The sequence below is a fragment of the Thermomonospora catenispora genome, from assembly GCF_006363815.1.
GTDB lineage: Bacteria > Actinomycetota > Actinomycetes > Streptosporangiales > Streptosporangiaceae > Thermomonospora > Thermomonospora catenispora.
Map to the genome: position 1 here is coordinate 35,574 of NZ_RRYT01000020.1, position 25,657 is coordinate 61,230.

The 25,657-nt window shown below is 71.6% G+C and carries 23 protein-coding genes and 1 tRNA gene; 15 read left to right on the forward strand and 9 right to left on the reverse strand.

Annotated features, from left to right (window positions below; all coding sequences use genetic code 11):
* Positions 1-31 precede the first annotated feature (31 nt).
* Entirely contained in the window at positions 32-1,315 is a 1,284-nt protein-coding gene (locus EIO00_RS25645; RefSeq protein WP_140179858.1) for an FUSC family protein, read from the reverse strand.
* A 198-nt stretch (positions 1,316-1,513) separates the two neighbouring features.
* Positions 1,514-2,725, reverse strand: a complete 1,212-nt coding sequence (locus EIO00_RS16250) for a hypothetical protein (protein ID WP_140179860.1) — start codon at positions 2,723-2,725, stop codon at positions 1,514-1,516.
* 183 nt (positions 2,726-2,908) lie between these two features.
* Here EIO00_RS16250 and EIO00_RS16255 point away from each other — a divergent pair, with 183 nt between their 5' ends.
* The 3 genes from EIO00_RS16255 (at position 2,909) to EIO00_RS16265 (ending at position 6,350) form a co-directional block, all read left to right on the forward strand.
* Positions 2,909-3,463: a hemerythrin domain-containing protein gene (locus EIO00_RS16255; RefSeq protein WP_241661392.1), complete on the forward strand. Its 555-nt coding sequence runs from the start codon at positions 2,909-2,911 to the stop codon at positions 3,461-3,463.
* A 236-nt stretch (positions 3,464-3,699) separates the two neighbouring features.
* Positions 3,700-5,325, forward strand: coding sequence for a putative glycoside hydrolase (locus EIO00_RS16260; RefSeq protein ID WP_140179861.1), 1,626 nt, complete (start codon positions 3,700-3,702; stop codon positions 5,323-5,325).
* Between the two features lie 8 nt (positions 5,326-5,333).
* Complete coding sequence (locus tag EIO00_RS16265) at positions 5,334-6,350, forward strand: polysaccharide deacetylase family protein (RefSeq protein ID WP_241661393.1); 1,017 nt, start codon at positions 5,334-5,336, stop codon at positions 6,348-6,350.
* A gap of 110 nt (positions 6,351-6,460) precedes the next feature.
* Here the strand turns inward: EIO00_RS16265 and EIO00_RS16270 are convergent, their stop codons facing one another.
* Positions 6,461-7,021, reverse strand: a complete 561-nt coding sequence (locus EIO00_RS16270; protein ID WP_241661394.1) for a copper resistance CopC family protein — start codon at positions 7,019-7,021, stop codon at positions 6,461-6,463.
* Positions 7,022-7,068: 47 nt separating this feature from the next.
* The gene (locus EIO00_RS16275) at positions 7,069-7,647 is read right to left on the reverse strand and encodes a hypothetical protein (RefSeq protein ID WP_140179865.1); all 579 of its coding nucleotides are present in this window, start codon (positions 7,645-7,647) and stop codon (positions 7,069-7,071) included.
* 76 nt (positions 7,648-7,723) lie between these two features.
* Here EIO00_RS16275 and EIO00_RS16280 point away from each other — a divergent pair, with 76 nt between their 5' ends.
* Together EIO00_RS16280 and EIO00_RS16285 are read left to right on the forward strand one after the other, a co-directional pair.
* A complete protein-coding gene (locus EIO00_RS16280) occupies positions 7,724-8,353 on the forward strand; it encodes an alpha-ketoglutarate-dependent dioxygenase AlkB (protein ID WP_140179867.1) in 630 nt (209 codons plus the stop codon).
* Positions 8,354-8,428: 75 nt separating this feature from the next.
* Positions 8,429-8,500, forward strand: a tRNA-Val gene (locus EIO00_RS16285).
* A 59-nt stretch (positions 8,501-8,559) separates the two neighbouring features.
* On the opposite strand, the gene EIO00_RS16290 is transcribed toward EIO00_RS16285, so the two are convergent.
* Complete coding sequence (locus tag EIO00_RS16290; RefSeq protein ID WP_140179869.1) at positions 8,560-9,000, reverse strand: tyrosine-type recombinase/integrase; 441 nt, start codon at positions 8,998-9,000, stop codon at positions 8,560-8,562.
* A gap of 451 nt (positions 9,001-9,451) precedes the next feature.
* Between EIO00_RS16290 and EIO00_RS16295 the strand changes: the two genes are divergently transcribed.
* Positions 9,452-10,054: a 2'-5' RNA ligase family protein gene (locus tag EIO00_RS16295; RefSeq protein WP_140179876.1), complete on the forward strand. Its 603-nt coding sequence runs from the start codon at positions 9,452-9,454 to the stop codon at positions 10,052-10,054.
* A 1,200-nt stretch (positions 10,055-11,254) separates the two neighbouring features.
* Here the strand turns inward: EIO00_RS16295 and EIO00_RS16310 are convergent.
* Positions 11,255-14,845: a WD40 repeat domain-containing serine/threonine protein kinase gene (locus EIO00_RS16310; protein WP_161602737.1), complete on the reverse strand. Its 3,591-nt coding sequence runs from the start codon at positions 14,843-14,845 to the stop codon at positions 11,255-11,257.
* Between the two features lie 244 nt (positions 14,846-15,089).
* Between EIO00_RS16310 and EIO00_RS16315 the strand changes: the two genes are divergently transcribed.
* From EIO00_RS16315 to EIO00_RS16340, 5 genes are all read left to right on the forward strand, one after another.
* Positions 15,090-15,563 (forward strand): SMI1/KNR4 family protein, encoded by a 474-nt coding sequence (locus tag EIO00_RS16315; protein ID WP_161602738.1) that lies wholly within the window; start codon positions 15,090-15,092, stop codon positions 15,561-15,563.
* Between the two features lie 474 nt (positions 15,564-16,037).
* Entirely contained in the window at positions 16,038-17,090 is a 1,053-nt protein-coding gene (locus EIO00_RS25825) for a nucleotidyl transferase AbiEii/AbiGii toxin family protein (protein WP_206664160.1), read from the forward strand.
* Between the two features lie 131 nt (positions 17,091-17,221).
* Entirely contained in the window at positions 17,222-18,142 is a 921-nt protein-coding gene (locus tag EIO00_RS16330) for an NADP-dependent oxidoreductase (protein WP_140179884.1), read from the forward strand.
* 121 nt (positions 18,143-18,263) lie between these two features.
* Positions 18,264-18,809 (forward strand): carboxymuconolactone decarboxylase family protein, encoded by a 546-nt coding sequence (locus tag EIO00_RS16335; RefSeq protein WP_140179886.1) that lies wholly within the window; start codon positions 18,264-18,266, stop codon positions 18,807-18,809.
* 278 nt (positions 18,810-19,087) lie between these two features.
* A complete protein-coding gene (locus tag EIO00_RS16340; RefSeq protein WP_140179888.1) occupies positions 19,088-19,564 on the forward strand; it encodes a YbaB/EbfC family nucleoid-associated protein in 477 nt (158 codons plus the stop codon).
* A gap of 17 nt (positions 19,565-19,581) precedes the next feature.
* Here EIO00_RS16340 and EIO00_RS16345 read toward each other — a convergent pair whose 3' ends face one another.
* Genes EIO00_RS16345 through EIO00_RS16355 form a run of 3 tightly spaced genes read right to left on the reverse strand, consistent with a single transcriptional unit; the run spans position 19,582 to position 21,683 of the window.
* Complete coding sequence (locus tag EIO00_RS16345; protein WP_140179890.1) at positions 19,582-20,859, reverse strand: hypothetical protein; 1,278 nt, start codon at positions 20,857-20,859, stop codon at positions 19,582-19,584.
* A gap of 29 nt (positions 20,860-20,888) precedes the next feature.
* Positions 20,889-21,191, reverse strand: a complete 303-nt coding sequence (locus EIO00_RS16350; protein ID WP_140179892.1) for a hypothetical protein — start codon at positions 21,189-21,191, stop codon at positions 20,889-20,891.
* A gap of 51 nt (positions 21,192-21,242) precedes the next feature.
* Entirely contained in the window at positions 21,243-21,683 is a 441-nt protein-coding gene (locus EIO00_RS16355) for a hypothetical protein (RefSeq protein WP_140179894.1), read from the reverse strand.
* A 108-nt stretch (positions 21,684-21,791) separates the two neighbouring features.
* On the opposite strand from EIO00_RS16355, the gene EIO00_RS16360 reads away from it, so the two are divergent.
* The 4 genes from EIO00_RS16360 to fahA all read left to right on the forward strand — a co-directional run bounded on the left by EIO00_RS16360 (position 21,792) and on the right by fahA (position 25,656).
* A complete protein-coding gene (locus EIO00_RS16360) occupies positions 21,792-22,331 on the forward strand; it encodes a MarR family winged helix-turn-helix transcriptional regulator (RefSeq protein WP_140179896.1) in 540 nt (179 codons plus the stop codon).
* Between the two features lie 99 nt (positions 22,332-22,430).
* Positions 22,431-23,627: a homogentisate 1,2-dioxygenase gene (locus EIO00_RS16365; protein WP_140179898.1), complete on the forward strand. Its 1,197-nt coding sequence runs from the start codon at positions 22,431-22,433 to the stop codon at positions 23,625-23,627.
* A complete protein-coding gene (locus tag EIO00_RS16370; protein WP_206664161.1) occupies positions 23,624-24,472 on the forward strand; it encodes a hypothetical protein in 849 nt (282 codons plus the stop codon). The genes EIO00_RS16365 and EIO00_RS16370 overlap by 4 nt, the downstream gene beginning before the upstream one ends.
* The gene (gene fahA / locus EIO00_RS16375; protein ID WP_140179901.1) at positions 24,469-25,656 is read left to right on the forward strand and encodes a fumarylacetoacetase; all 1,188 of its coding nucleotides are present in this window, start codon (positions 24,469-24,471) and stop codon (positions 25,654-25,656) included. The genes EIO00_RS16370 and fahA overlap by 4 nt, the downstream gene beginning before the upstream one ends.
* Position 25,657: the final 1 nt, after the last annotated feature.

Sequence of the window (25,657 nt, forward strand, 5' to 3'; positions counted from 1 at the left end):
GCAAACTAGTTGGAATCCGCCGTCGGCGGGATCAGCGGCGACGCGAGGCCGCCGCCGCGGCGCGACGGCGCCGGCGCATCAGCGGGCGGGTCGGAGGTCGGGGGGCGCGGGGGATGCGAAGGACCGAGCGGCGGATCACCGGGCGGCGCCGCGCCGAGCGGTGCGCCAGGGGTCCCCGCCCGGCGGCGTGCAGCTCGTCGATCAGACGGTCGAGGTGGACCAGCAGCTCGCCGTGCAGCGGCCAGTGGCCGGAGTCCTCGCGCAGCAGGCCGCCCAGGTCGTCGCGGCGGCGGCGGGCGCGGGACAGCCGGCTCGCCAGGTCGCCGGTGCACCGGGCGGCGTCGGCGGCGGTGGCCGCGGTGACGGCGCGGGTGTAGAGGTCGGTGCCGCGCGACAGCTCACGCAGCGCGGCGGCCAGCCGGTCGCGCACGTCGGCCTCCCACATCGCGGCGCCGAGGCCGGCTCGGTCGGCGTGCACCAGGGCGGTGCGGTCGGCCATGGAGCGGGCGAGCCCGCGGATGCTCACGGCCGCGTGTTCCAGGTGCTCCAGCGCGGTGCGCAGCACCGGCCCGGCCCGCCCGGCCGAGCCGACCCGGGTGCGCGGGTTGAGCCGGGCGCTGTCCTCGGCCTCGGTCAAGGCCCGGTCGACCTCGCGGATCTGCCGGGCCAGTTCGCGGGAGCGGTGCAGCCAGCGGTCGGCGGTCCTGCGGTCGGGCTCGACCGCCAGCCCGTCGGCCATGTGCTCCAGCAGCGTCCCCATCGACCGGCCGAGCTCGGCGACGGCCTCGGCGGCCGGCCGGACCCGCACCGGAGAGGTCAGCAGCCCGGCCGTCATCCCCACGCCGGCGCCGATCAGCGTCTCGACGATCCGGTCCAGCGCGGCGGTCTCGCTGCCGAGCTGCAGGATCAGCATCGCGCTGATCGGCACCTCCAGCATGTGGTCGCCCAGCCGCAGCAGATGCCCCAACGCCAGCGCGGCGGCGACGGTCGCTCCCAGGCTCCACCAGGTGAAGCCGACCAGGTCGACCAGGACGACCGCGACGATCACCCCGGCGGTGACGCTGACGATCCGTTGGACGCCGCTGCGCAGGGTCTGCAGCAGCGAGACCTGCACCACCAGCAGCGCGGTCAGCGGGGCCAGCACCGGCGCCGGCTCATCCAGCAGCCGCAGCGCCATCAGATACGCGGCCACCGCCGTCGCCACCAGCCTGGTGATGGCGACGGCGGCGGGCTGCGCCCTGCGGACGGCGATCCGGATCAGCCTCGGCGGGGCGACGGTGCGAAGACGACGGCGTACGGCATGGCGTACGAGCACGATGCGGGAACCTCGGCGGAAAGGGGTGATCGAACGGAGATCGAACGCGATCGAGGGATCGGAACGGGTCGGACGGACGCCCGATCGGGCGGAATCAACGACCCTCTAGGTTCGAACACCGCTCTCCGGCCGTTATTCCCGCTCGATTCCCGTGTCCGATCCCCGCCGGTGCGGCGTTCCCGCATCGTGCGCCGGACCTCAGCGCGAGACGCGCACCTCCCGCAGGCTCTGCACCGGGTGGTCGCCCTCGCTCTGCAGCCGGTACTCCTGGCCGAACATCTCGCGGTGCTCGTCGATCACGCGCTCGCTCGGCGGCTTCTCGTCGCCGTGGATGCGGCTCTGCATCCGCTCGAACCGCTCGTGCGCCTCCCGGACGTATCCGGCGCCCAGCGTGGTCAGGTCCACCTGGGTGGCCAGCAGTTCGCGGATGTACTCCTTGTTGGGCTCGAAGGTGACCGGCGGCGGCAGCTCCCGGGCCAGGATCGACTCCGGCTCGCGTCCGTCGTGCTTGCGCATCAGCTCGCAGGCCAGCCGCAGGTGCTCCAACTCCATGTTGAGGTGCAGCTCCCAGACGGCCTTCACCTTCGGATCGCTCTCGGTCTCCATGAACGAGTGGTACATGTAGCACTCGTTGTACTCGTGGTGGACCAGGCGCTCGTACCAGGTCTCACCGGGGTCGACCAGCGATTCGTAGTGGGTGACGTGCTCCTCCTCGATGAGGCCGATCTCCTGGTAGAGCTGGCGCGCGATCGGCTCCATGTACTGGGGACCGACGTTCATGTAGAAGTTCATGGTCTGCTGCTCGGCCGCCATGATGGTCAGCGCGTGCAGTTTGGAGATCGGCTGCGCCTGGTTGCGGTCATAGGGGGTGCGCACGTTGTCCATCGGGTCCCGGTGATGGAGCATCGTCGGGCGGCCCGGCATCACCTCGGTGAGGTTGTCGACGAGCTTCTCCGCCTTGCGGTGCTCGATCATCTCGTACAGGTTGGCGTACCGGTACAGGTGGTCGAAATCCTCCAGCACGCCGAATTCATAGGCCTGCTTGAGATAGGGATCGGGCTCCATCCGGGCCACCCACCCGGTCAGATCGACCGCCACCTGCTCATAGGCGATGGTCGTCTCCAGCACCGAGGATTGGCCGGGCAGCAGCCAGTTCACGGTCTTCTGCTGCTGCTGTTCGATGTACCGGACCTCGGCGAGCTGCTGTTTGACCTCCATCTCCGGACAGACCCGGGAGAAATGGTGGCTGAAGAAGATCGCCTCGGTCTCGATGCCGTTCATCGTGATGATGCGGCATTTGGTGTAGGGGTCGGCGCGATCGGGGTCGACGGGCTCGACGTTGAGCTCGCGCCAGTTGCGCAACTGCCGGTCCAGCGGGATGCCTCGGTGCTCCAGCGGGTTGAACGTCATCGTTTCGCTACACCTCACTGTGTCGTCGGTCGCTCGCCCGCCGTACCCGGTGATCGGTCGGTCTTCACCCATCCGCACCGCAAATTTGATTTGGTCACAGACGCGCCGTACCGCAGGCATGATCCCGGTCTGCACCGGGTAGGGGGCCGCGCGCATCCGACGACCGTTGTGAGGAGTGGAGCGATGGCCCAGGCGACGATGGTGAAGAACGACGTGGTCGATCTGCTGGTGGCCCAGCACTCGCAGATCCGGGACCTGTTCGCCGAGACGATGGACTCCGCCGGCGATCGGCGCAAGGACGCGTTCCGGCGGCTGGTGCGGCTGCTGGCCGTGCACGAGACCGCCGAGGAGGAGATCGTCCATCCGCTGGCCCGGCGCAGCCTGCCCGGCGGCGAGGGCATCGTCGACGACCGGCTCGCGGAGGAGCGGGAGGCCAAGGAGCTGCTGGCCGAGCTGGACGGGATGGACGTGGAGGACCCGCGGTTCCTGCCCAAGCTGGACCGGCTGCGGATCGCCGTGCTCACCCACGCCCGGGCGGAGGAGCGGTACGAGTTCTACCGGCTGGCCGACGAGTTCGACGACTCCCAGCGCGCCGCGCTGGCCCGCGCGGTCAAGGCCGCCGAGGCGACCGCCCCCACCCGCCCGCACCCGGGCACCGAGAGCGCGACCGCCAACCTGCTCACCGGTCCGGTGAACGCGATGGTGGACCGGATCCGCGACATCCTGCGCAAGGGCTGATCGGCCCGCCGCTCCCCGGGCGCGGAGCCGGTTCAGCGGGGGAACCGCGGCTCCACGATCGTCTCATCCGCCACGGCCTCCCGGTGGAGGCCGCGCGCCTGCGGCAGAAGCCGGAACAAGACCGGCGAACCCTCCCGGTGCGAATCGGACAAGGTTTCGGACTCGCCGAGCACGGTCACTATCCGTCGCACGGAGTGATCGCTTCCTTACGCTTTGCATCGGGGGTTTCTCAGGCGATGAAGACGATCAACAGCGCGCGGCCTTGGACGGTGGCCGCGGGCTCGACGGCGGCGGTCACCGCCGCCCTGGTCACGGCCGGACTGGTGATCAAGGAGATCGCCGGTCCGGAGCTGCACGTGGCCGCCGTCCGCGACAGGGCGGTGCTCAACCGCGAGGAGGCGCGCGCCCAGACGGTCGCCGTCACCACCGACAGGCCGGGGAAGGTGCGGGCCCGGCTCGACGGCCGGCCGCTGGAGCTGCGGTCCCACGGCGGCAGGCTCGTCGCCGACCTCGGCCCGCTGCCGGAGGGCGAGCACAAGCTGACCGTCACCGCGCCCGGCGGACTCCCGCTCACCGGCGGCACCGTCACCCGCACCTTCCGGGTGGACGCCACGCCGCCGTCCATCACCGTCGACGCGCTACGGCCCGCCGCCGCCGACGGGAGGCCCGCCCATCTGCAGGCGCGTTCGCTGCGCGAGCCGTTCACGGTGACCGGCCGCCTCCGCGGCGGGAGCCGGCTGCTCCACGAGGGACGTCCGGTGAAGCTCGACAAGGGCCGCTTCACGCTGCGGTACCGGACGCCGCCGGACGCGGTGCGGCTGACCGCCTATGACGCCGCCGGGAACCGCCTCGAGCGGCACATCCCCGTCGTCGTCCCGCATCCGGAGATCCGCGCGGTGCACGTGACCGCCCTGGCGTGGGCGTCCGAGACGCTGCGCAACCGCGTGCTGACGATGATCCGCGAGGGCCGGATCAACGCCGTCCAGCTCGACATCAAGGACGAGGACGGCATCATCGGCTACGCCTCGCAGGTCCCGCTGGCCCGCGAGGTCGGCGCGGCCCGCCCCATCTACGACGCCCGCAAGGCCATCGACGAGCTGCACCGGATGAACGTGCGGGTGATCGGCCGGATCGTGGCCTTCCGCGACCCGCAGCTGGGCCGGGCGTCCTGGAAGGCGGGCAAGCGCGACCGCCTGGTGCAGACCCCCGGCGGCCAGGCGTACGGGGCGCACTACGGCGCCCAGTCGTTCACCAACCTGGCCAACCCCGAGGTCCGCAAGTACAACATCGACCTCGCGGTGGAGGCGGTCAAGCTCGGATTCGACGACATCCTGTACGACTACGTGCGCCGCCCGGACGGCCCGCTGAAGTCGATGCGCTTCCCCGGCCTCAAGGGGTCGGTGGAGGACAGCGTGGCGTCGTTCATCGCCGAGACCCGACGGCTGGTCCGCCCCCACGGGGCGTTCCTTGGGGCCTCGGTCTACGGCATCGCCGCGACCCGGCCGCTGGAGATCGGCCAGGACATCGCCAAGATCGGCAAGCACGTCGACTACGTCGCGCCGATGCTGTACCCGTCGCACTGGGCGCCTGGGGAGTTCGGGATCGGCAACCCCAACGCGCAGCCGTACAAGACGGTCTACGCCTCGATGCTGACCTTCCACAAGGTGCTGCGCGGCACCTCGGCGCAGGTCATCCCGTGGCTGCAGGACTTCTCGCTGGGACACCCCTACGGGAAGGCCGAGGTCAGGGCGCAGATCGACGCCGCCGCCAAGACCGGCAGCAGATCGTTCCTGCTGTGGGACCCGGCCTGCCGCTACCACCCCGAGGCCCTCGAGCCCCGTGAGAACTGGAAGAGCGCATGAACGCAACGATGACGCGCCTCGCGGCGATCGTGTCGGCGGGGGCGCTGGCGGTGTCGGCCTGCGGAGACTCCACCGAACGGGCGGGCGACGCGGCCGGGAAGGCCGCCGGGAAGACCGCCGACGCGTCCGCCCGACCGGTGGACCCGGCGTCGGTGCGCGCGAACGAGCTCGGCCGGGTGCCGGTGCTGATGTACCACCAGATCGTGCCCAAGCCCGCCAGCGTGTACGACCGGACCCCGGCCGAGTTCCGGGCCGAGCTGGAACGGCTGGCGCGGGAGGACTATGTGCCGATCACCGCGACCGAGTTCGTCACCGGGCGGATCGACATCCCGGCCGGCAAGCATCCGGTGGTGCTGACCTTCGACGACTCCACGATCAGCCAGTTCGCCCTGGGGCCGGACGGCGCCCCGCGGCCGGACACCGCGGTGGGGATCCTGCTGGACGTCGCCCGGCGGCATCCGGGGTTCCGGCCGGTGGCGACCATGTTCGTCAACTCGGCGCCGTTCAACGACCCGGACGGGCGGCGGACGCTGACCTGGCTGCACCGGAACGGCTTCGAGATCGGCAACCACACCGCCACGCACGTCAACCTGGGCTCCTCCAACGCCGCCACGGTGCAGCGGGAGATCGCGGCCAACCAGAAGGCGATCACCGCCGCCGTGCCGGGGGCGACGGTGCGGACGCTGGCGCTGCCGTTCGGGATCAAGCCGAACCCGCCGTCGCTGGCGGTGCACGGTGAGCACGGCGGAGTCCGATACCAGCATCTGGGGGTGTTCCTGGTGGGGTCGAACCCCTCGCCGTCGGTGTTCGACGCGTCGTTCGACCCGCAGAACATCCCGCGGATCCGCTCGCAGGGTCCGAAGGGACCGGACGCGAACTTCGCCTCCACCCGGTGGCTGAACGACCTGGCCTCCGGCAAGGTCGACCGCTACACCTCCGACGGGGACCCGACGAAGATCTCCTATCCGCGGGGGACGACCGCTCAGATCGCCCCGGCCTGGCGGAAGCTCGCCCGACCCTACTGAGCCCGGGCCGCCTCCCGCTCCGACGCTCCGCGGGCCCGGTCCCGCCGAAGACGAAGGTCCCGCCGCCCGGTCGCGGCGGGACCTTTCCTTCGGCTCTCCTCGGCCGGGTCTCAGTCCTTCGCCGGTCGCCTGCGGAGCGCGGCGGCCCCGCCGGCCAAGGCGGCGATCACCAGCACCGCCAGGATGACCCACCACCAGGAGGCTCCGCCGTTCTGATCGTCCTGCGACCCCGCCGGGACGGCGGCGGGCGTCGACGCGGTCTCCTGGGACGGCGCGGACCGGTCGGCCGGGGTCGAGGGGGCGGCCTGCCCCTCGACGGTGAAGGCGAAGCGGCCGGAGATCGGGTGGCCGTCCCGGGCGACCACCCGCCAGCCGACCGTGTACTCGCCGGGCGGCAGCTCCGCCGCCAGCGGCTGGGTCACCACGGCGCCCTCGGCGACCGCCCCGCCGCTCTGGTGCTCGGCGCCGTCCGGGCCGGTCACCACGACCCGCGGCTCGATCGACCGGTTCACCTCGTCGGTGAAGGTCAGCACGACCTCCTTCGGCGGCGCCACGGTCTGCCCGTCGGCGGGCGAGGACTCCTTGAGGGAGGTGTGCGCCTGAGCGGTCGGGGCCAGCCCGATCAGCAGGGCGGCCATCAGGGCGGGCAGCAGTCTGCGGGCATGCGTCATCGTGTCCTGGTGTCCTTTTCCTTCGTTCGGCCGGTGTCCTCTGGTCGTCACGCGCACCGAACGAGAGGCGGCCCCCGCAGCACCACCGAGTGGCGGATCTCCGTCCTCCGCGGCCGGGACGGCGTGTCGGGGTGCGGCGGAAGCCGGCGATCGGGGACCGGGAGCGGCTCCGGCGGCGCGGGCAGCGCGGCCAGGGCGAAGGCGGCCAGACGCCGGGCCAGCGACCAGGCCAGCCGCTCGCCCCGGCGCAGCCACCACGCCGCCGCGACGGCCGCGAGGAGATGCGCCAGCGTCATCCGAGGGCCGCTCGTCCCGGCGGCCTGCCCGACGTGCACGGCGTGCGCGGCGGCGGGCGGCCCCTGGTCCGCCTGCACGGCCGAGAACAGCACGTGCAGCCCGAACTGTCCGCCCAGCAGCCCGCCAAGGATGGTGGGCAGCGAACGCTCGTGCCCGGACAGCACCCAGGCCACCGCCGTCGTCCCCGCCCAGCCGATCGCCGCGGTGAGGACGGCCGCACGCGCGTCCGTCGCGCCCGACGCCGCGCTGTGCCCGATCAGCGTCAAGGACACGCACACGGCCGCGAAGACCGAGGCGCGCAACAGGCGGGCGGGCGGACGTACGGGCATGACGGCTCCATCATGCCACCCGGGCCCCCACCCCACTGTCGAACACAGGTTCGATCTCTGGCCTAGACTCGGCGTCATGACGGCGTTCCAGGCGTCCCTGCTCGGCTGTGACGAGGACCCCCGGCCCGGTCCGCTCGGCGACACGGTGCACCGCACCCCGCTGGCCCACCGGGCCTGGATCGACCTGCGCCCCGGCTGGCTCCTCGGCGCCGACGACCTCTTCGAGCACCTGTTGACGGTCGTCCCCTGGCGCGCCGAACGCCGCCGCATGTACGACCGGATCGTGGACGTCCCCCGTCTGCTGGCCCGCTACGACGAGGGCGCCCCCCTCCCCCACCCCGTCCTGCGGGAGGCGCTCGAGGCCCTCAACGCCCACTACGCCGGCGAAGCCGGCTGGCCCTTCCGCACCGTCGGCCTCTGCCTCTACCGCGACGGCCGCGACAGCGTCGCCTGGCACGGCGACACCGGCGGCCGAGGCGCCACCGAGGACACCATGGTCGCCATCCTCTCCCTGGGCGCCCCTCGCACCCTGGCCCTGCGCCCCCGGGACGATCACCGCCGGACCGTCCGCCGCACCCTCGGCCACGGCGATCTGCTCGTCATGGGGGGTTCCTGCCAGCGCACCTGGGAGCACGCCGTCCCCAAGACCGGCCGTCCCGTCGGCCCTCGCATCAGCGTCCAGTTCCGTCCGCGGGGCGTCCACTGATCCCTTGACGATGCGCGAACCGCTCCCGGGATGCGCTACTCTTTCTTCCGACGGCACGCCCCGAGCGGCCGCCAAGGGCGATTAGCTCAGTGGGAGAGCGCTTCGTTCACACCGAAGAGGTCACTGGTTCGAACCCAGTATCGCCCACACAGGTCAGCCCCCTAATCCGATCATCGGACTAGGGGGCTGAGTGTCTATCTGGGTGACTATGGCTCCCCGTTGGGCTCCCGTACGGCGGTGAAGATGCGATCCATCGCCGTCGCGCCATCGTCGATGACCGGCCGAATCTGATGCCGGTACACAGTCTCTGTGACACCGGTTCCGCTGTGTCCGACCAACCGGGAGATACTTTCCAGTGGGATACCTCTGTCGGACAGCACCGACACGAAGCTGTGCCGCATCTCCCGGGGCGTCCACTCTGCGGCAACCAGACCGGCCCGAGCGATCACGCGCCGGAACTCCCGCCGGACGTTGCCGGCGCTGAGTCGCCCGCCGGTCCGCGTGGCAAATACCAGCCCGTCACCCTGCCAGTCCTCCCGGGTCGCCTCCAGATGTACCCACAGCGCTTGCAGGGCATCGACGCAGCGCTGTGGGAGCTTGAGCGTCCGGCGAGACTTGGCGGTCTTGGTGTCCCCGCTGGCACGCACGGACCGCCAGACGTGAACCGCGAACTCCTCGTGTTCCCATCCGGCCTCACCGACTGGCCGCCACTCCTACGGCCTACGTGGCTCTCCGCCAGCCGGAACGGGTTCAGGAGTACGCTGACCAGGCGATGCCTGTCTTCGAGTCGTCACAGTCCTGCTGGAGCCAGTCCTTGGTGCGGCTGGACATCGCCACTGCCCTGGTGGTTGCCGAGCGGCCAGAGCCGGAACAGGCCGGACGGCTCGTCACAGACGCCTTGACCATCTCGGCTGAGCGTCCAATCACCTCGGTACTCAGCCGAAGCCGAGAGTTCTTGTCCGTCGCCTCGCGTTGGAGCAAGTTGCCCGAGATCGTCGAAGTAGCCGAGACCCTGCGAGCCGCGGAGCGCCGGTGACCCAAGGCTCAACACTGTCCCCCCAGCATGAGGATTGGCTCCGCTTTGCGGAGCTGACCTCGATGAAAGATCACTGGGATCGCCCAGGCTGGACCCCGGATCGACAGGCCTACTACTGGTACCTGACGTTCAGTTCCCCCGACCTACGGGAGCTTGCCGGCTACTGCCAGGATCAGCTACGGCTGTCCTACCTTGACCCGGTGCCGCTCGATGGCCTGCATCTCACGCTGCCAAAGATCGGCTGGTCAGACGAGCTGTCGGCCGATGAGGTAGACCTAGTGGCGGCAGCAGGCATGCGCTCATGCGCCGACCTTGAGCCCTTCACGCTGACGGTGGGGCCACTTGCCGGTTCACCCGGTGCCGTACGCTTCAGCGTCGCCCCCTGGGAACCGGTCGTGAAGCTGCACCAGCGTCTGCAGAAGGCCGTCAGGACCGTACGCGGGGCAGCATGCAAGGAAGCAGAGTTCCGGCCGCACATCGGAATCGCCTACTGCAACAGCAAGGTGCCTGCCGAGGAGCTGATCACAGCGGTGGAGTCCCTGCGGGGCCTGCCGCCAGTCGATGTCCAGGTCTCCCAAGTGGAACTCGTATTGCTCCGCCGAGAAGACCACATCTATAAGTGGTCAACCGTCCACACGGTCCCCTTGGCTGGCCTGGACATCTGAGCAGACAACCAGCCCTCAGAGCACCACCAGGCGCAACGGCGTCTGTGAGAACTTTCTGTACGTCTTCAAGGCGGCCCGGCAAGCGGGCCGCACGGGCGGCCGACTCGGCGCCGGCTCCCGCCCTCCGCTGGCGCTCCACCGGGAGACCGGCCGACAGCCGGTCGGCTCGCCCGCAAGAGGAGGACCAGTTCCGGGCCGCGCTCAGTCGCACGTACCGTGCAGGCCGCCGGGTGGCCGAGCGCCGGGGGCTGGGCGTGGGTGCCGCTGACCGGTTCCCGCCTTGCGCGGGGACCCCTCGCGGGGGCCGCCCCTCGGGCCATGCGGGCAGGCGGCAGCGCCAGCCCGTTCGCCGGTTCAGGCTAGCGGCCCCCGCCCCCGCGCAAGTCCGGAACCGTCCAGCTCCAGCGTGCAGGCCGTCGAACACTCCCTGGGGTGACCAACTGGGTGACAACCGGCGCGGACCACGCTGGACCCTCACAGACGAACATGGACCGTTTCGCCAGGTCAAACGGACTACGAGCGTGATCAACCGTTCGATGATCTTCGTTCACACCGAAGAGGTCACTGGTTCGAACCCAGTATCGCCCACCAGAGTTTCACCAGGTCAAAGGCCGGTCCCATACAAGGGGAACCGGCCTCTTCCGTTGTGCGGGCGTCGATCCGGGCGGATGCCTGACCAACTGCCTGACTAAGTGGTCCGCCTGCCCTCCGGGGATCCACCCGGCCTCCGGGAAGATGCGATCCATGACGGTCGCCTCCTCCTCCATCACGGGCCGGATCTGCCGCCGGTACGCCTTCTCCGTGACCGTCGTCCCGTTGTGACCGACCAGGCGGGACATGTGCTCCAAGGGCACGCCGCTGTCCGACAGCACCGACATGAAGCTGTCCCACATCCCCCGAGGGGTCCACCCGGCGCCGACCGGCCCGGCGCGATCGATCACACGCCGGAACTCCCGCCGGACGTTGCCGGCGCTGAGCGGGTCGCCGGTACGGGCGGCGAACACCAGGACGCCGTCCGGCCGGGCCGCCCGCGCGTCGCGAGTGCGGTCCCACAGAGCGGCCAGGGCGGCGACACGGCGTTGCGGAAGCTTGAGGAGCCGCCGGGACTCGGCGGCCTCGGCGTCTCCCCGGGCCGTGTGCTCCGAAGGCCGGACCGCACCCCTCCCCGCACGCCGGCCGGGAGCGGCAGGGGCCAGCCCCTCACTCCTGGCAGACGCGGCGGAACGGGACCTGCGGCATGTACCGCTTCCACTCCTGCTCGGTGATCTCGCCGGCCTTCTCGCACAGCGCGGCGCGCACCCGCTGCGGGGAGACGGGGCTGGTGCGGATGTGGCCGTCCCTGGCGACGCTGTGCAGGACGCCGCCGTCGGCGGAGAAGACCAGGTCCTTGACCTCGTCGGCGTGGGTGGCGACGATCAGTCCGAACTGGCGGCCGGTGGCGGTGTCCCAGAGCCGCACCCTCCCCTCCCTGTCGCCGGTGGCCAGCAGCGAGCCGTCGGGCGAGAAGGCCGCGGCGGTCACGAGCGGCACGCGACGCTCGTCCTGCAGGGCGCTCATGGCGGGGCCGAGGGCGCTCCGGCGGTTCACGTCCCACAGGACGGCCTCTTGCGAGTCCGTCACCCCGAACGCCTTCGTTCCGTCGGGGCTGAGCGCCCACAGCCGGGTGAACGGCAGCGGACCGGACTTCACCCGGCCCGAGGGATACTCGACGAGGCCATAGCCGCCCACGGCGACGAAGCGGCCGTCGGAGGTGAAGGCGACGGTCGCCTCGGACAGCTCGCCTTGGACCTCCGAGGCACGGATCTCCATCCTGTTCAGGACGTCCCCGGACGCGACGCTCCACGTCCACAGCTCTTCTCCCACCACGGCGCTCACGGTCCTGCCGTCGGGGGAGAAGGCCGGGGGCACGGGGCTCAGCAGGGAGCCGACGGGAGGGCGCAGGGAGGCGACGCGGCCGCGGGTGCGAGTGTCCCAGACCTCGATCCTGGCGTCCGTGTCCTCGCCCACGCGGATCGCCAGGCGGCGTCCGTCGGGACTGAGCGCCACATCACGGGCAAGAAAGCTTCCATAGGGCAGGTCGGTCTTCAGCCGGCCGGGTTCCATGGCGCGACGGCGGACGTTCCAGAGGTCGGCTTCGCCGTCGTCGAAAAGCACCAGCAGTTCCCCGTTTCCGCTGAACCTCGTGGCATCACCGAGCCTTCTGGACTCCGAGATGGGAAGCCGGGTGCGTTCGGTGAATTCGGCGACGTCCATCGAAACCACGCTGCCGTTCCCCATCACACAGCGCAGGGCGCGGTCGTCGCGGCCGAATCGACAGTCGACGGCGACCTGTTTGTCGATCCGGTAGTCCATGATGGGCTCGCCGCCGCCCGCCTGCAGGTCCCACATGGTGAAGCCGATGGCCATGTAGCGCCCGTCGGAGCTGAACGCCGGGACGTCCGGCCACTGGAAGGGGAAGGCCTGGTCGAGGACGAGTCGCGCACCGGTGTAGGAGGACACGGTCACCGGGTCGGCGGTCAGGTCGAAGGACCAGACGTCCTTGGCCGTCACCAGGATCAGGTTCCGCCCGCGCGGGCCGAAGGCGACCTTGCGGATCTGCTCGTCTTCGAGGGCGTCCGGGAGCCAGGAGGCGGGAACCTTCGCGCCCCTGGCGAGGTCCCACAGTTCGAATCTGCGGTCGAAGGAGAGCGCGACGTAGCGGTCGTCAGGGCTCACCGCCCACTCGATCACCTCCTCGTCCCAGTCCAGGAGCACCCGCCGGGACCGGACGTCCCACAGCTCCGCCTTTCCGTCCTTGCGGACCTGGGGTTCGCCGTTCGGCTTCAGCACCATGGAGCCGCTGTCGACCATCAGCAGGTTCCCGCTGTGGCTGAACCGGAACCGGTGCTGCCCGGGACCCAGATCCCCGCCGATCGGGCGTCCGGTCGCGACGTCGAACAGCTGACCGTTGTTCGGGGTCACCCTGGTGACGGCGGTGCGCCCGTCCGGGCTGAGGGCCACGGGATGGGGGACGCGGGTGTCGGCGGGGAACTCGCGGATCTCCCGGTGGGTCTCGGCGTCCCACATCCGCACGGCGGTGCCGGTGCCGGAGATCACGGTGTCGCCGTCGGGGCTGAGCGTGACCGCGTTGCGCCGCGTCCCGCCCGGCGGCACGAAGACGTCGTGCTGCCACTGGTACAGGGCGCTCAGCATGGCCTGGTGGGTCTCCTTGTCGTCGGCCAGGGCGCCCGCCGCGACGGCCAGCCGCCGGCCGGTGCGCGGATCGGTGCCGCGCAGCTCCTGGGAGCGGTCGGCGAGTCGTACGGCGACCGCCTGGTCGCGCTGGCGGGTCACGGTCCGGTGCTGCTCGACCACCACCGCCATGGCGGCGATCGTCACGACCAGCAGCACCGCCAGCGCCCCCGTGACCAGGCCGCGCAGCCGGATGCGACGTCTGGTCAGGGCGGCGCCGGCTTCGAGGAAGGCCCGTTCGACCGCGTTGGGCATCAGATACCGGCGGCCGGTGGCCGCCCAGTCGAGGGCCAGGCGCAGCCGGGTGCCCTGGTAGAGGTCGCCGCTCTTGCGGCCGCCGGAATCCCAGATCCGGGCCGCCTCCGCCAGCGACTGGTGGATCGGCAGCCCGTCGCGATCGGCGTCCACCCATTCGCGCAGGCGGGGCCAGGCGCGCAGCAGCGCGGCGTTCGCGATCGCCACGGTGTCGTCCTCGGCGACCAGCAGTCCCGCCGCGGTGAAGGCCTCGACGACCCGTCCGGCGGCCTCATCGTCGGCGAAGTCGGCGGCGTGCGCCTTGCGCAGCGTGTCGGCGGCGCCCTCGCCCGGCAGCACCATCCGCAGCAGCACCCGCGGCACGGCCTCCTGGGCCGCCGGATCCAGCCGCGCGTAGACCGCCTCGGCCTCCTCGCCCAGGGAGAGCGGCGGAGCCGCATCGGTGAGCGCGCCGCCGGCGGCCTCGCTGCCGGCGGCCAGCAGCACACCGGTCTCCGCGTCGCCTTCCGCGCCGCCGATGAGCGACATCAGCACCTGCCGCGCGGTGGGACGCTCGGCGGGATCTTTGGACAGCGCGGCGGCCACGACGGAACGCAGCGGCTCGGGAAGGACGTCCAGGTCCGGCCGGCGGTTCATGATGTCGTCCATCAAGGCCGGAATGCCGTCGCCCTCGAACGGGGGACGGCCGAGCGCGGCGAACAGCACCACCGCACCCCACGCCCACACGTCCGCGGCCGGGCCGGCACGCCCGCCGGTGATCACTTCAGGCGCCATGTAACGCGGGGTGCCCTTCATCCCGGTGCGGCTGCGGGTCATGTCCTCGGTGCGGGCGAGGCCGAAGTCGATCACCCGCGGCCCGTCGGGGCCGAGCAGCACGTTGGCCGGCTTGAGGTCGCGGTGCACCACCCCCGCCTGGTGGATCGCCGCCAGCGCCGTGGCCACCCCCACCGCCAGCCGCTGCAGCGCGTCCCCGGTGTAGGCGCCGCCGCCGTCGACGGACCGTTGCAGGTCGGGACCGGGCACGAACTCGCTGACCACGTACGGCGGGGTCGACTCCAGGTCCGCCTCCAGCACCCGCGCGGTGCAGAAGGAGGCCACCCGCCGCAACGCCCGGACCTCCCTGGCCAGCATCTCCCGGCGGGCGTCGGCGAGGAGCTCCCCGTGCAGCGTCTTGATCGCCACCCTGGTGCCCGCCGGGTCGTAGGCCTCGTAGACCACTCCCTGCCCACCGGCCCCCAGCCGGCCCGCCACCCAGTACTTGCCGAGCTGACGAGGGTCTCCGGGGACGAGCGGCGCGGCGCCCATGTCTCCTCCTTTCCGCCTCTTCAGACGCCGCACCGGGATGTGAAGTTTTAGCGGATCTCCATCATCGATATGACCTGCACTTTTTATCGGCGATGCCCACAGACGCCCTCTAGGTCCGATTCGACGTTCGCGCCCGCAGGAGGCGATCATGGCCTCCGCGAGAACGCGGCCCGGTGCGATGCGGACCGCCCGAAACCGTCTCGCAGACCGTGATCGTCGAGAGGAACCGGACGGTGCCCCCGAGATGAGCGGCGTCGACTCGGTGCGGGAGCTGATCGAACTGATCAGGGGAAATCCTGACGAGTGCAACTTCACCGGCGGGTTGAGCGAGGAGGACATCGCCTGCGCCGAAGCCGAGCTGGCGGCGACGTTCCCGCCGTCCTATCGGCTCTTCCTCCGCGAACTGGGCAGCTGCGAGGCCGGCGGGGTGGAGCTGCTGGGCGTCTACCGGACGCCGGCGCGGGGCGACCGGCTGCTGGGGACGGTGTCGCAGACCTTGGACGCCCGCCAGGACGAGCGTTTCCCGCCGAATCTGCTCGTCATCGAATACGACGGCATGGGCGGCATCATCGCGCTGGACAGCGCGGAGCAGAACGCGGACGGCGAATATCCGGTGGTCGCATGGGATCCGGGCGCCGAGGCCCGCGGCGGACCAGAACGTCTGGCCGAGGACTTCGGGGACTACGCGCTGCGCCGCTGTCGGCTCGGCCTCTCCTGACGCCACAAGTCCTGACGCCACAAGACTCGGGGCCGAGGCGTCCTTCCGGGCGGGTTTCCGGGCCGGTGGGTCCGCCGGGGCGGCCGGCGCATCGTCACGGCTTCCGTGTCCGCGGGAGCGGACGGGCAGACCGCCGAGATCACGCGGAATGTCAGAGGAGTTCCCTAGGGTCTCCCGACATGACCGGGCGGGGAGCACAGCCATGAACGGCCCGACGACGGACAGGCCGACGACGGAGCCGGAGTTCGCCGATCCGGAGGAGGCCGGGCGGTGGCGGACGGCCCGGCGCGCGGTGCTCGACCATGTCCTGAGCGTGATGGCCGAGCCGGCGTGGGCGAACGGTCTGGTGCTGCGGGGGAGCATGGCCATGCTGGCATGGGCGGGAGAGGCCGCGCGGGAGCCCGCGGACCTGGACTGGGTGCTCCCGCCGCCTCCGATCGTCCCGGTGGACCCCCCCTGCATCCGTACCCCTATGTGGACGCCCTCGAGACGGTGCAGCAGTGGCCGGAGGCCGCCGAGGGCGCGGCGGCGTACGAGATGTGGCGGGACGAGGAGTTCGACACCGGCGGGCTGCATCCGGCGCTCCCGCCGGAAGGACTGCACTACGTCCTCGAACCGCTGCGCGAGGATCCCGGCATCGGCCTGTACGAGGAACTGATCCGCCTGCTCACCCGGCGACCGGAGGCCGCGCCCGGCGTGCTGGTGGACCCGGCCTCCGCCGAGCGTGACGTGCTGGGGGGTTACTACCGGCTGTACAACGCCTCGGGCGTCCGGCTCGTGATCTCCTGGCAGGCCGAAGGGCTGCCGCCGGGCCGGGTGCAGCTGGACTTCGCCCGGGACGAGTGGCTTCCCGAGGCCCCGGTCCCGGCGGCGGTGCCGCGGGCCGACGGCGGTGAGCCCTCGGTGGTGCCGGCCGCCGGGCCGGAGCTCTCGCTGGCGTGGAAACTGCTGTGGCTGCACACGGACCGGCTCACCGAGAGACGGTGCCGGGGCAAGGACCTGTACGACGCGGTCCTGCTGGCCGAGGCGGAGCGCACGGCGCTGTCGCGCCCGCTGCTGGAGAAGGTCTTCCGGCGGGCCCTGGGACCGGGGTCGGCGGGCCTCGATCCCTCGTCGATCCTCCGCTGGGAGGTCGACTGGCGGTCCTTCCAGGCGACCTGCCCCCCGGGCTCGGGGGACGGCCGAGGAGTGGCTCGGCCGGCTTCATGCGGCGCTGGCCCCCGTGTTCCGCTGAGGATCGCCGGCCGCGCGATCCGGCACCTCGGCGCTCACCGGGGGCGCCGCCCGCACGCGCCGGAGACGGGGCCTCCCCGGCACCCGCGCTCTGCGGATTCACGCGATCGCGCGTCCGGACGGCGCTGCACGTCGCGGCGCCGGGTAGAACGACCGGCAGGCGCGGGTGCGTTCTTCGAGGGCCCTTGGAGACCGGCGGACGCAGCCGAACGTCCGGAGCAGTTCTCCGGCCTGCTCGGAGGCGGGGCGGAAGCGGTGCTCGCGGGCCTGCTTCACGGCCTGCGCCACGCCTGACACCCTAGAGCACGATCAGTTGAAGATCTCGATGGAGCCGGTGATTCGCCCGGTGACCGATCACCGGTCCGTGCCCTGCGCCGCAGGGGTCCGGTTCCTCCCCGCGTGAAGGCGGGGTCTCGGAGGTTTCTATGAAGGCGATCACGCTGGAGCGGTACGGAGGGCCCGAGGATCTGCGGGTGAGCGAGCGTCCGGAGCCGAAGGTGGCGCCCGGCGAGGTGCTGATCCGGGTACGGGCGGCCGGGGTCAACCCGGTGGACTGGAAGCTGGCCGCAGGCCGGCTGGACGCGATGATGGAGACCCGGTGGCCGCTGATCCCCGGTTGGGACGTCGCCGGGGTGGTCGAGGCGGTGGGGCTCGACGTTCCCGAGTTCTCCGTGGGCGACGAGGTCATGGGGTACATCCGCAAGGACGTGGTCCAGCTGGGGGCGTACGCGGAGTACGTGGCCGCGAACGTGCGGTTGCTGGCCCGCAAGCCCGCCTCGATGAGCTGGGAGGAGGCGGCCGGGCTGCCGCTGGCGGGGCTCACCGCCCTGCAGGCGCTGGACCGGGTCCGCGTCGGCGAGGGGGACACGGTGCTGGTGCACGCGGCGGCCGGCGGCGTGGGGTCGCTGGCGGTGCAGATCGCGGTCGCCCGCGGCGCACGGGTGATCGGCACGGCCAGTGAGCGCAACCACGACTTCCTGCGGAGCCTGGGCGCGGAGCCGATGGCCTACGGGGACGGGCTGGCCGAACGGGTCAGGAAGGCGGCGCCCGGCGGGGTCGACGCCGTGCTGGACCTGGTGGGCGGGACCGCCGACGTCTCGCGAGAGGCGGCCTCGCAGGTCGAACGGATCGTGTCCGTGGTCGATCGGGAGGCCCCGCAGTGGGGCGGGCGGTACGTATGGGTGCGGCCCGACTCGGCCGGCCTGAGCGGGCTGGCCGACCTCGTCGAGGCCGGGCGGCTGACGGTGCCCGTGGAGAAGGTGCTGCCCCTGGAGGAGGCGGCGGAGGCCTGGCGGCTCAGCCAGACGGGCCGCACCCGGGGCAAGATCGTCCTCTCCGTCTCCTGACGAGGACTCCCCCACCGGTCGAGAAGGCCTCCCCGCGGTGCGGGGACCGCGGGCACCGGGCCCGGCGGCGATGCGCGGCCGGGCCCGGTGCGGCGGCGGACGACGAGATGAGAGGGTGCGCATGACGCGTCAGCGGGCGTTCCGGCCCGAGGAGCTGGACGGGGAACGGCTGGAGCTCTACCGGGCGATCACCGCCGGTCCGCGCGCCGGGGGGCCGTTCCGGCTGGTGTCGGAGGAAGGGGTGCTGCTCGGCCCGTTCAACGAGTTCCTGCTGTCGCCCCTGGTGGGGGACGCCCTGCAGCGGCTGGGGGCGGCCATCCGGTACGAGAGCGGGCTGAGCGACCGGGTGCGGGAGATGGCGATCTTGACGGTCGCGGCGGCCTGGGACAGCGCGTTCGAGCGGCAGGCGCACGAGGCGGTGGGACGGGCGGTCGGGCTGACCGATGAGGAGATGACGGCGATCGCCGAAGGGGCGCCGCTGGAGCCGGAGGATCCGCACGAGGCCGCCGCGCTCCGGCTGACCCGGGCGCTGGTGGCGGGGGACGTGGACGAGGAGACCTGGACGGCGTGCGTGCCGCCGCTGGACCGGGAGGCGGTCTTCGAGCTGACGACGCTGGTGGGTTACTACGCGACGCTGGCGCTGCAGATGCGGGTCTTCCGGGTCTGAGCCCCGCCTTGAGGGACCGGCGGGGCGGCCCGGCGCCGTCCGGCGGTCCTCTCGGCGAGGATCGGCGGCGCTCCTCGCTCCGCATGCCGGCCGGGAACGCGCGCTGTTCCCGGGCGGCGTATCCGTTCACCGGGCCGCGGATCTCGTCGATCGTCACGGGCGCGTCCCGGCCGGGGGCGGCGGCGCGGTGACGGCCGCGTCCGGATCGGTCGTGCCCGAAGCGACCGCCCCGACCGCTACGATCTCCGCATACCCGATCACGAAAGGCGACCCGACAGATGACGGACTTCGGGCTCGGAGCCGGCTTCGAGAGCTTCCAGCAGGACATGGAGGCGATGATGGGCGGCTTCACCGAGATGCGAGAGCGCATCAAGGAGATCACCGGTCGCGGTGAGGCGGCCGACGGGCGGATCGTCGCCGAGTACAGCGCCGAGGGCGGGCTGACCAAGCTGGAGCTGGACCCGCGGGCGCTGCGGCTGCCCTCGGCCGATCTGGCCGAGCAGATCCGCACGGCGGTCAACGCCGCCTCCGAGGACTTCCAGCGGCAGGTGCGGGAGTTGACCAGCGCCCAGTTCCCGATGTCGGAGAACCCCGAGGAGGAGGGGCTGGACCCGGCCCAGGCGCTGGCCTCCCTGGACAAGATCGCCAACGGGTTCGCCAGCCAGATGCGGGAGCTGGCGCACGAGCTGGGCGTCCAGCAGCAGCGGATGCAGGAGGTGATGCAGCAGTACCGCCGCTCCGGGCCGCCCCGCTGAGGCGGCCCGCCCGAGCGCTACTTGCTCTTGTGCTCGGTGGTCCCGAAGGGGGTCTCGACCTTGGACGAGGTCTTGACGCCGTCCGGCCCCCCGTACTCGACCGTCCCGGTCCGCTTGTGGACGTCGCCGCCCTGCGCCTGGACGCTGCCGTACCCCTCGACCTTGCCTTGACCGGTCTCGAAATTGTGCTCGCCTGAGATGCCGCCGGTCACGCCGACGTTCGGCAGCGACACGCTCGGCGAATTGGGCTGCTGCGGGTTGGGCGTGTAGCTGCCGGGGGTGGTCCAGCCGACGTTGGCCCCGTACTTGAAGCTGCCGTCCTTGCCCCGGCCGATGCCGTCCTCGTCGGTGTACTCGACGTTGCCGCCGAAGGACAGCCCGCTGGCGTCATGCTTGCCCTGGTAGGACAGGTCGCCTCCGGCGAAGCCCTCGTCGCCCCACTTGACGTGCCCGTTCACGGTGTGACTCATGCCGCCCGCGTTCACGGTGGCGCCGCCGCCCACGTTCCAGGTGTGGTTGGCGTTGCGGTCGGCGTCCAGGTCGATCGACGGCACGGGAGTCTTGACGCCGGGAGCGGTCGCGCCCGGCGTGGTGCGGAAGGCCAGCGCCCCGTTCACCGCGTTCTGCGCCAGGTTGGCCAGGGCGGTGGCGGACGCGGTGAGCTGGGCCTGGGCGAAGTCGCCCAGGGCGGCCTCGTTGCCCTTGAAGTGCTGCAGGGCGGCGTTGACCATCGTGCCGCCCTGGAAGACCCCGGCGGCGAGCTGGGCGGCGGCGGCCAGGATTCCCGTGGCCACGTAGGTGATGGTCAGGCAGGTGCCGGCGATCGCCAGGCACTTGGCGTAGACGGGGGCGGTGAACACCCCCGCCAGCGCGGCGACGGCGACCGCGGCCAGGCCCGCCAGGAAGGTGCCGATCGCCACGGCGAAGATCGCGAAGGCGAACAGCGCCCAGGCCAGCACCAGCAGCGCGATGCTGATGATCTTGCAGAAGACCTGCATGATCGTCAGCTGTGAGCACAGCTCGTCGACCTTGGTCTCATAAGCCCGCCGGTCGTCGGCGTCCCATGCCGTGGCGGGGACCGCCCGGAGCGAGCCGCGCAGCTGCTCGACCGTCTTGCCGATCTCAGTGGAGGCCTTGTCCCACTTCTGGGCGGCGCTTTCCAAAGTGAGCGGGTTTCCCTTGGCCAGCCGGAACTGGAAGCCGATCATCACCGCCGGAGGCAGGATGAACTGGGCCACATCGGTCTCCAGCTGGGCGGTGCCCATCAGGGCGTTGTAGGAGTTGAAGGCGCTCATCAGATCCCCGTCGCGTGCCGCCGGCCGTCTCAGACCCGCCGGATGGTGCTGTGCTCTTCGGCGGACTGGTAGTTCTTCACCGTGGTCTCGATGCCTTTCACCAGGCCGTCGAGCATCTGCAGGTGGGTGTTCAGGTCCTCGTAGGCGAACTGCAGGGCCGTCGGGTACGTCATCGCCGCCATCGTGCAGGTGATGCTGAAATCACCGCCCTCGATGGTGCCGCCGCTGTTCAGCTCCTCGCGGGCGGTGGACAGGTGGGGCTTGACGTTGGTCTCGATGTCCCGGCCGTGTTTGGCGATGTGGGTCCTGTTGACCTCGATTCCCTTGCCCATGCCCACCTTTCCCGACGGTCGTGGATGCGGACGGTGACGCCCGTGCCCGCATCATCGCATCTTGGCGAGGCAGAATATCTGGAATCGATATCTTTCGTCTCGGCCGTGGTTGCTGCCATAGCCGAAGTGGTCGACCCAGGCGATCCCGTTCGCGCCGGGCACGTCGCCGCAGTGACGCTGCACCACCGGGCCGGTGTGAAGGAGCTCACGGCGCAGTTCGCCCAGGTCCTTCGGCACGTCCGCCTGATGGGTCGCGCGCAGGACCCGCCAATGGGCGTCCTCGCCGTCGCAGTCGACGATCACGGCCGCCCGGTTGAGGCAGTCGTCCTCGTGGGCCGAGGTGATGGTGAAATCGAGCGGGTCGCGGGCGGTGGGGTCGTCGGAGCCCGGCACGCAGCCCGGCAGGCACAGCACGGCGACCAGCAGCGCCGCGCCTCGACGGGGCGCGGAGAGGAACGACGTGACGGCGGACCATCCGGGAATGACGACCACCCCATGGAGCACGGCGCACGCGGCGCGTCGGGTCTTTTCGACGAGAGGGTAGAACAGATCGTTGCCGCAATATAGTTCAACCTTTGACTATTTCGATAAGGTGACGGCATGGCCGATGACGAGGTGGACCCCGCCCCCGAGCTGGACTTCTGGTCGTTCATCGAGTTGGCGGGACGGCGGCTGCGCGAGCACGGGTTCGGCGACGGGCTGGCCACCCAGGTGCTGCTGACCCTCAACCGGGCCTCCGACATCGTCACCTACGACCTGGAGGCCGCCGTGCACCGGCCGCGGGGGCGGTCGTGGTCGGCGTTCCGGCTGCTGTTCGTCACCTGGCTGGCCGGGCCGCTGGAGGCCAAGAAGGCGGCCGAGCTGACCGGGATGAGCCGGGCGGCGGTGTCCGCGCTGAGCAAGCCGCTGGTCGCCGAGGGGCTGTTGCGGCGCACCCCCGACGAGCGGGACCGGCGTGCGGTGCTGTTGTCGCTGACCGAGCGCGGGCGGCGGGAGATGGCCGCCACCTTCGAGGCGCAGCGCCGTCGCGAGCTGGAGTGGACGTCCGTGCTGACCGAGACCGAGCAGCGGATCCTGGTGATGCTGCTGGACAAGCTGATCACCGACCGGCACCAGTTCGACGTGCGCGGCCGCCGGTGACCCTTGACCGGAGTCGGAGACCTGCCGGATAGTTGGTCAATGATTTGACTATTTCACGCCGGAGGCCCACAAGGCCGTGACGGCTCGGGAGGCGAGATCATGCCCTACTACCGGCGAGTCGGTTCCGTTCCGCCCAAACGGCATACCCGACACCATGCGCCCGGTGGCGGCCTGTACTACGAAGAGCTGATGGGCGAGGAGGGGTTCTCCAGCGACTCCGCCCTGCTGTACCACCGGCACATCCCGTCGGCCATCGTGGACGCCGCCCCCTGGACGCTCCCCGACTGCAAGACCGAGCCCAACCACCCGCTCAAGCCCCGACACCTGCGGACCCACGACCTGTTCCCCGGCGAGGAGTGGCGGGGGCGCGATCCGGTGAACGGCCGGCGGCTGCTGCTGGGCAACGACGACGTGCGGATCTTCTACGTCGCCGCCGGACAGGCCTCGCCGCTGTACCGCAACGCGATCGGCGACGAGTGCGTCTACATCGAGTCCGGCACCGGCAGCGTGGAGACCGTCTTCGGGGTGCTGAACTTCCGGCAGGGCGACTATGTGGTGCTGCCGCGCGGCACCACCCACCGGTGGATCCCTGCCGGGGACGGTCCGGTGCGGGCGTACTGCATCGAGGCGTCCTCGCACATCCAGCCCCCGCCGCGCTACCTGTCGAAGGCCGGGCAGTTCCTGGAGCACGCCCCGTACTGCGAGCGCGACCTGCACGGTCCGGAGGAGCCGCTGCTGGTCGACGGGGAGGACGTGGAGGTGCTGGTCAAGCACCGCGTCCCCGGCGGCGTCGCCGGGACCAGGTACGTGTACGCCCGGCACCCGTTCGACGTGGTCGGCTGGGACGGGTGCCTGTATCCGTACACGTTCAACGTCGAGGACTTCGAGCCGATCACCGGGCGGGTGCACCAGCCGCCGCCGGTCCACCAGGTCTTCGCCGGTCAGGGCTTCGTGGTGTGCAACTTCGTGCCCCGCAAGGTCGACTACCACCCGCTGGCGATCCCGGTGCCCTACTACCACTCGAACGTGGACTCCGACGAGGTCATGTTCTACTGCGGCGGCGACTACGAGGCCCGCAGGGGCTCGGGGATCGGGCCGGGCTCGGTGTCGCTGCACCCGGGCGGGATCGCGCACGGCCCGCAGCCGGGCGCCTATGAGGGCGGCATCGGCAAGGACTTCTTCGACGAGCTGGCGGTCATGGTGGACACGTTCCGGCCGCTGGAGCTGGGCGAGGGCGGCCTGGCCGTCGAAGACCCCGGTTACGCCTGGACGTGGGCGGGACGGGGGCCGCGGTGAACGAGACCTGGTTCACGGGGCTGCTGGACGACGCCGCCGTCTTCCCGCCCGGTTCGATGCCGCTGCCGGAGGCGATCGACGCGCACGCCCGGCACCGCGCCGCCCCCTACGCCGACCTGGTCGGCCCCCTGGTGCTGCCCGCCGCCGCGCTGGCGGAGCCAGTCGAGCTGCCCGCGCTGGACGTGGTGATCACCCTGCCGGAGGGGCCCTCCCATCTGCTGCCGGCGCTGGCCCGGGCGGCGGGGCTGCCGGTGCGGGTGCGGGCGGTCGAGGTGGCCGTCCCGGAGGAGATGACGCCGGGACGGCTGTTCGCCGAGCTGGAACGGGCCCTGGAGACGGTGGGCGAGCTGCCGGTGTTCGTGGAGATCCCGCGCGACGGCCGCCGCCACGCGCTGATCGCGGCCTGCCAGGGGCCGCGGTTCCGGGCCAAGTTCCGCACCGGCGGGCTCACCGCCGAGATGCACCCCGGCGAGGGCGAGCTGGCCGAGGCGATCTTCGCGACGGTCAAGGCGGGGGTGTCGTTCAAGGCCACCGCCGGGCTGCACCACGCGGTGCGCAACACCGATCCGGACACCGGGTTCGAGCAGCACGGGTTCCTCAACCTGCTGGCGGCCGTGGACGCCGCCCTGAGCGGCGCGGACGAGCGGACGCTGGCCGGCATCCTGGCCGAACGCGACGGTGCCGCGCTGGTCCACCGGCTCACCGCCGCCGGACCGCGGCGGGCGCGCCAGGTGCGGTCCCGATTCCTGTCCTTCGGCACGTGCAGCATCGCCGAACCGGTGTCCGAACTGGCCGAGCTGGGCCTGGTGCCGCTCTCGTACGTCGGAGAAGGAGCCCTGCGGTGACGACGATCGACATCCCCGACGACTCGCCGTTCGGCCTGGCCAACCTGCCGTACGGGGTGTTCTCCACGCCGGAGACGGCGCCGCGGGTCGGGGTCCGGGTGGCGGACCGGGTGGTGGACCTGGCGCAGGCGCTCGGCGACGAGGTGTTCGCCGCCCCGTCGCTGAACCCGTTCATGGCCCAGGGCCCGCGGCGGTGGGCCGAGGTGCGCGAGCGGGTCGCCGAGCTGGTGTCGGGCCGGATCCCCGACGAGGCGGTGCATCCGGTCGACGGGGTGCGGATGCACCTGCCGTTCGAGGTCGGCGATTTCGTGGACTTCTACGCCTCCGAGCACCACGCGGCCAACCTGGGGCGGCTGTTCCGGCCCGGGGCTCCCCCGCTGATGCCCAACTGGCGACACCTCCCGGTCGGCTACCACGGCCGCGCCGGGACGGTGGTGGTGTCGGGCACCGACATCCGCCGCCCGTGCGGCCAGCTCAAGCCGCCGGACGCCGACGCCCCGTTCTTCGGGCCGTCGCGACGGCTGGACATCGAGGCCGAGCTGGGCTTCGTCGTCGGCGTCGGCTCCACGCCGGGCTCCCCGGTGCGCTGCGACGACTTCGCCGACCACGTGTTCGGGGCGGTGCTGGTCAACGACTGGTCGGCGCGCGACATCCAGTCCTGGGAGTACGTGCCGCTGGGACCGTTCCTGGGCAAGAGCTTCGCGACCTCGGTGTCGGCGTGGGTGGTGCCGCTGGCGGCGTTGGAGGCCGCCCGGGTCGAGACTCCGCCGCAGGACCCCGAGCCGCTGCCCTACCTGCGGGAGAACGAGCCGTGGGGGCTGGATGTGGAGCTGTCGGTGCGGTGGAACGGCCAAGAGGTCAGCCGTCCCCCGTACCGGGAGATGTACTGGTCGCCGGCGCAGATGCTGGCGCACATGACGGTCAACGGCGCCCATGTGCGCACCGGCGACCTGTACGCCTCCGGCACGATCTCCGGGCCGGAGCGCGACCAGCGCGGCGCGTTCATCGAGCTGACCTGGAACGGCAGGGAGCCGATGGAGGTGAACGGGCGGCCGCGCGGCTTCCTGGAGGACGGCGACGAGGTGGTGATCACCGCCACCGCGCCCGCCGCCGGCGGCGGCCGGATCGGGTTCGGCGAGGTGCGCGGCCGGGTGCTGCCCGCCCGCCCGGGCGAGGACGATTGAC

Coding starts and splice junctions, on each gene's coding strand:
- EIO00_RS16250 (WP_140179860.1), bottom strand. CDS start 2,725: ATGACGTTCAACCCGCTGGAGCACCGAGGCATCCCGCTGGACCGGCAG.
- EIO00_RS16255 (WP_241661392.1), top strand. CDS start 2,909: ATGGCCCAGGCGACGATGGTGAAGAACGACGTGGTCGATCTGCTGGTG.
- EIO00_RS16260 (WP_140179861.1), top strand. CDS start 3,700: ATGAAGACGATCAACAGCGCGCGGCCTTGGACGGTGGCCGCGGGCTCG.
- EIO00_RS16265 (WP_241661393.1), top strand. CDS start 5,334: ATGACGCGCCTCGCGGCGATCGTGTCGGCGGGGGCGCTGGCGGTGTCG.
- EIO00_RS16270 (WP_241661394.1), bottom strand. CDS start 7,021: ATGACGCATGCCCGCAGACTGCTGCCCGCCCTGATGGCCGCCCTGCTG.
- EIO00_RS16275 (WP_140179865.1), bottom strand. CDS start 7,647: ATGCCCGTACGTCCGCCCGCCCGCCTGTTGCGCGCCTCGGTCTTCGCG.
- EIO00_RS16280 (WP_140179867.1), top strand. CDS start 7,724: ATGACGGCGTTCCAGGCGTCCCTGCTCGGCTGTGACGAGGACCCCCGG.
- EIO00_RS16295 (WP_140179876.1), top strand. CDS start 9,452: ATGAAAGATCACTGGGATCGCCCAGGCTGGACCCCGGATCGACAGGCC.
- EIO00_RS16310 (WP_161602737.1), bottom strand. CDS start 14,845: ATGGGCGCCGCGCCGCTCGTCCCCGGAGACCCTCGTCAGCTCGGCAAG.
- EIO00_RS16315 (WP_161602738.1), top strand. CDS start 15,090: ATGAGCGGCGTCGACTCGGTGCGGGAGCTGATCGAACTGATCAGGGGA.
- EIO00_RS16330 (WP_140179884.1), top strand. CDS start 17,222: ATGAAGGCGATCACGCTGGAGCGGTACGGAGGGCCCGAGGATCTGCGG.
- EIO00_RS16335 (WP_140179886.1), top strand. CDS start 18,264: ATGACGCGTCAGCGGGCGTTCCGGCCCGAGGAGCTGGACGGGGAACGG.
- EIO00_RS16340 (WP_140179888.1), top strand. CDS start 19,088: ATGACGGACTTCGGGCTCGGAGCCGGCTTCGAGAGCTTCCAGCAGGAC.
- EIO00_RS16345 (WP_140179890.1), bottom strand. CDS start 20,859: ATGAGCGCCTTCAACTCCTACAACGCCCTGATGGGCACCGCCCAGCTG.
- EIO00_RS16350 (WP_140179892.1), bottom strand. CDS start 21,191: ATGGGCAAGGGAATCGAGGTCAACAGGACCCACATCGCCAAACACGGC.
- EIO00_RS16360 (WP_140179896.1), top strand. CDS start 21,792: ATGGCCGATGACGAGGTGGACCCCGCCCCCGAGCTGGACTTCTGGTCG.
- EIO00_RS16365 (WP_140179898.1), top strand. CDS start 22,431: ATGCCCTACTACCGGCGAGTCGGTTCCGTTCCGCCCAAACGGCATACC.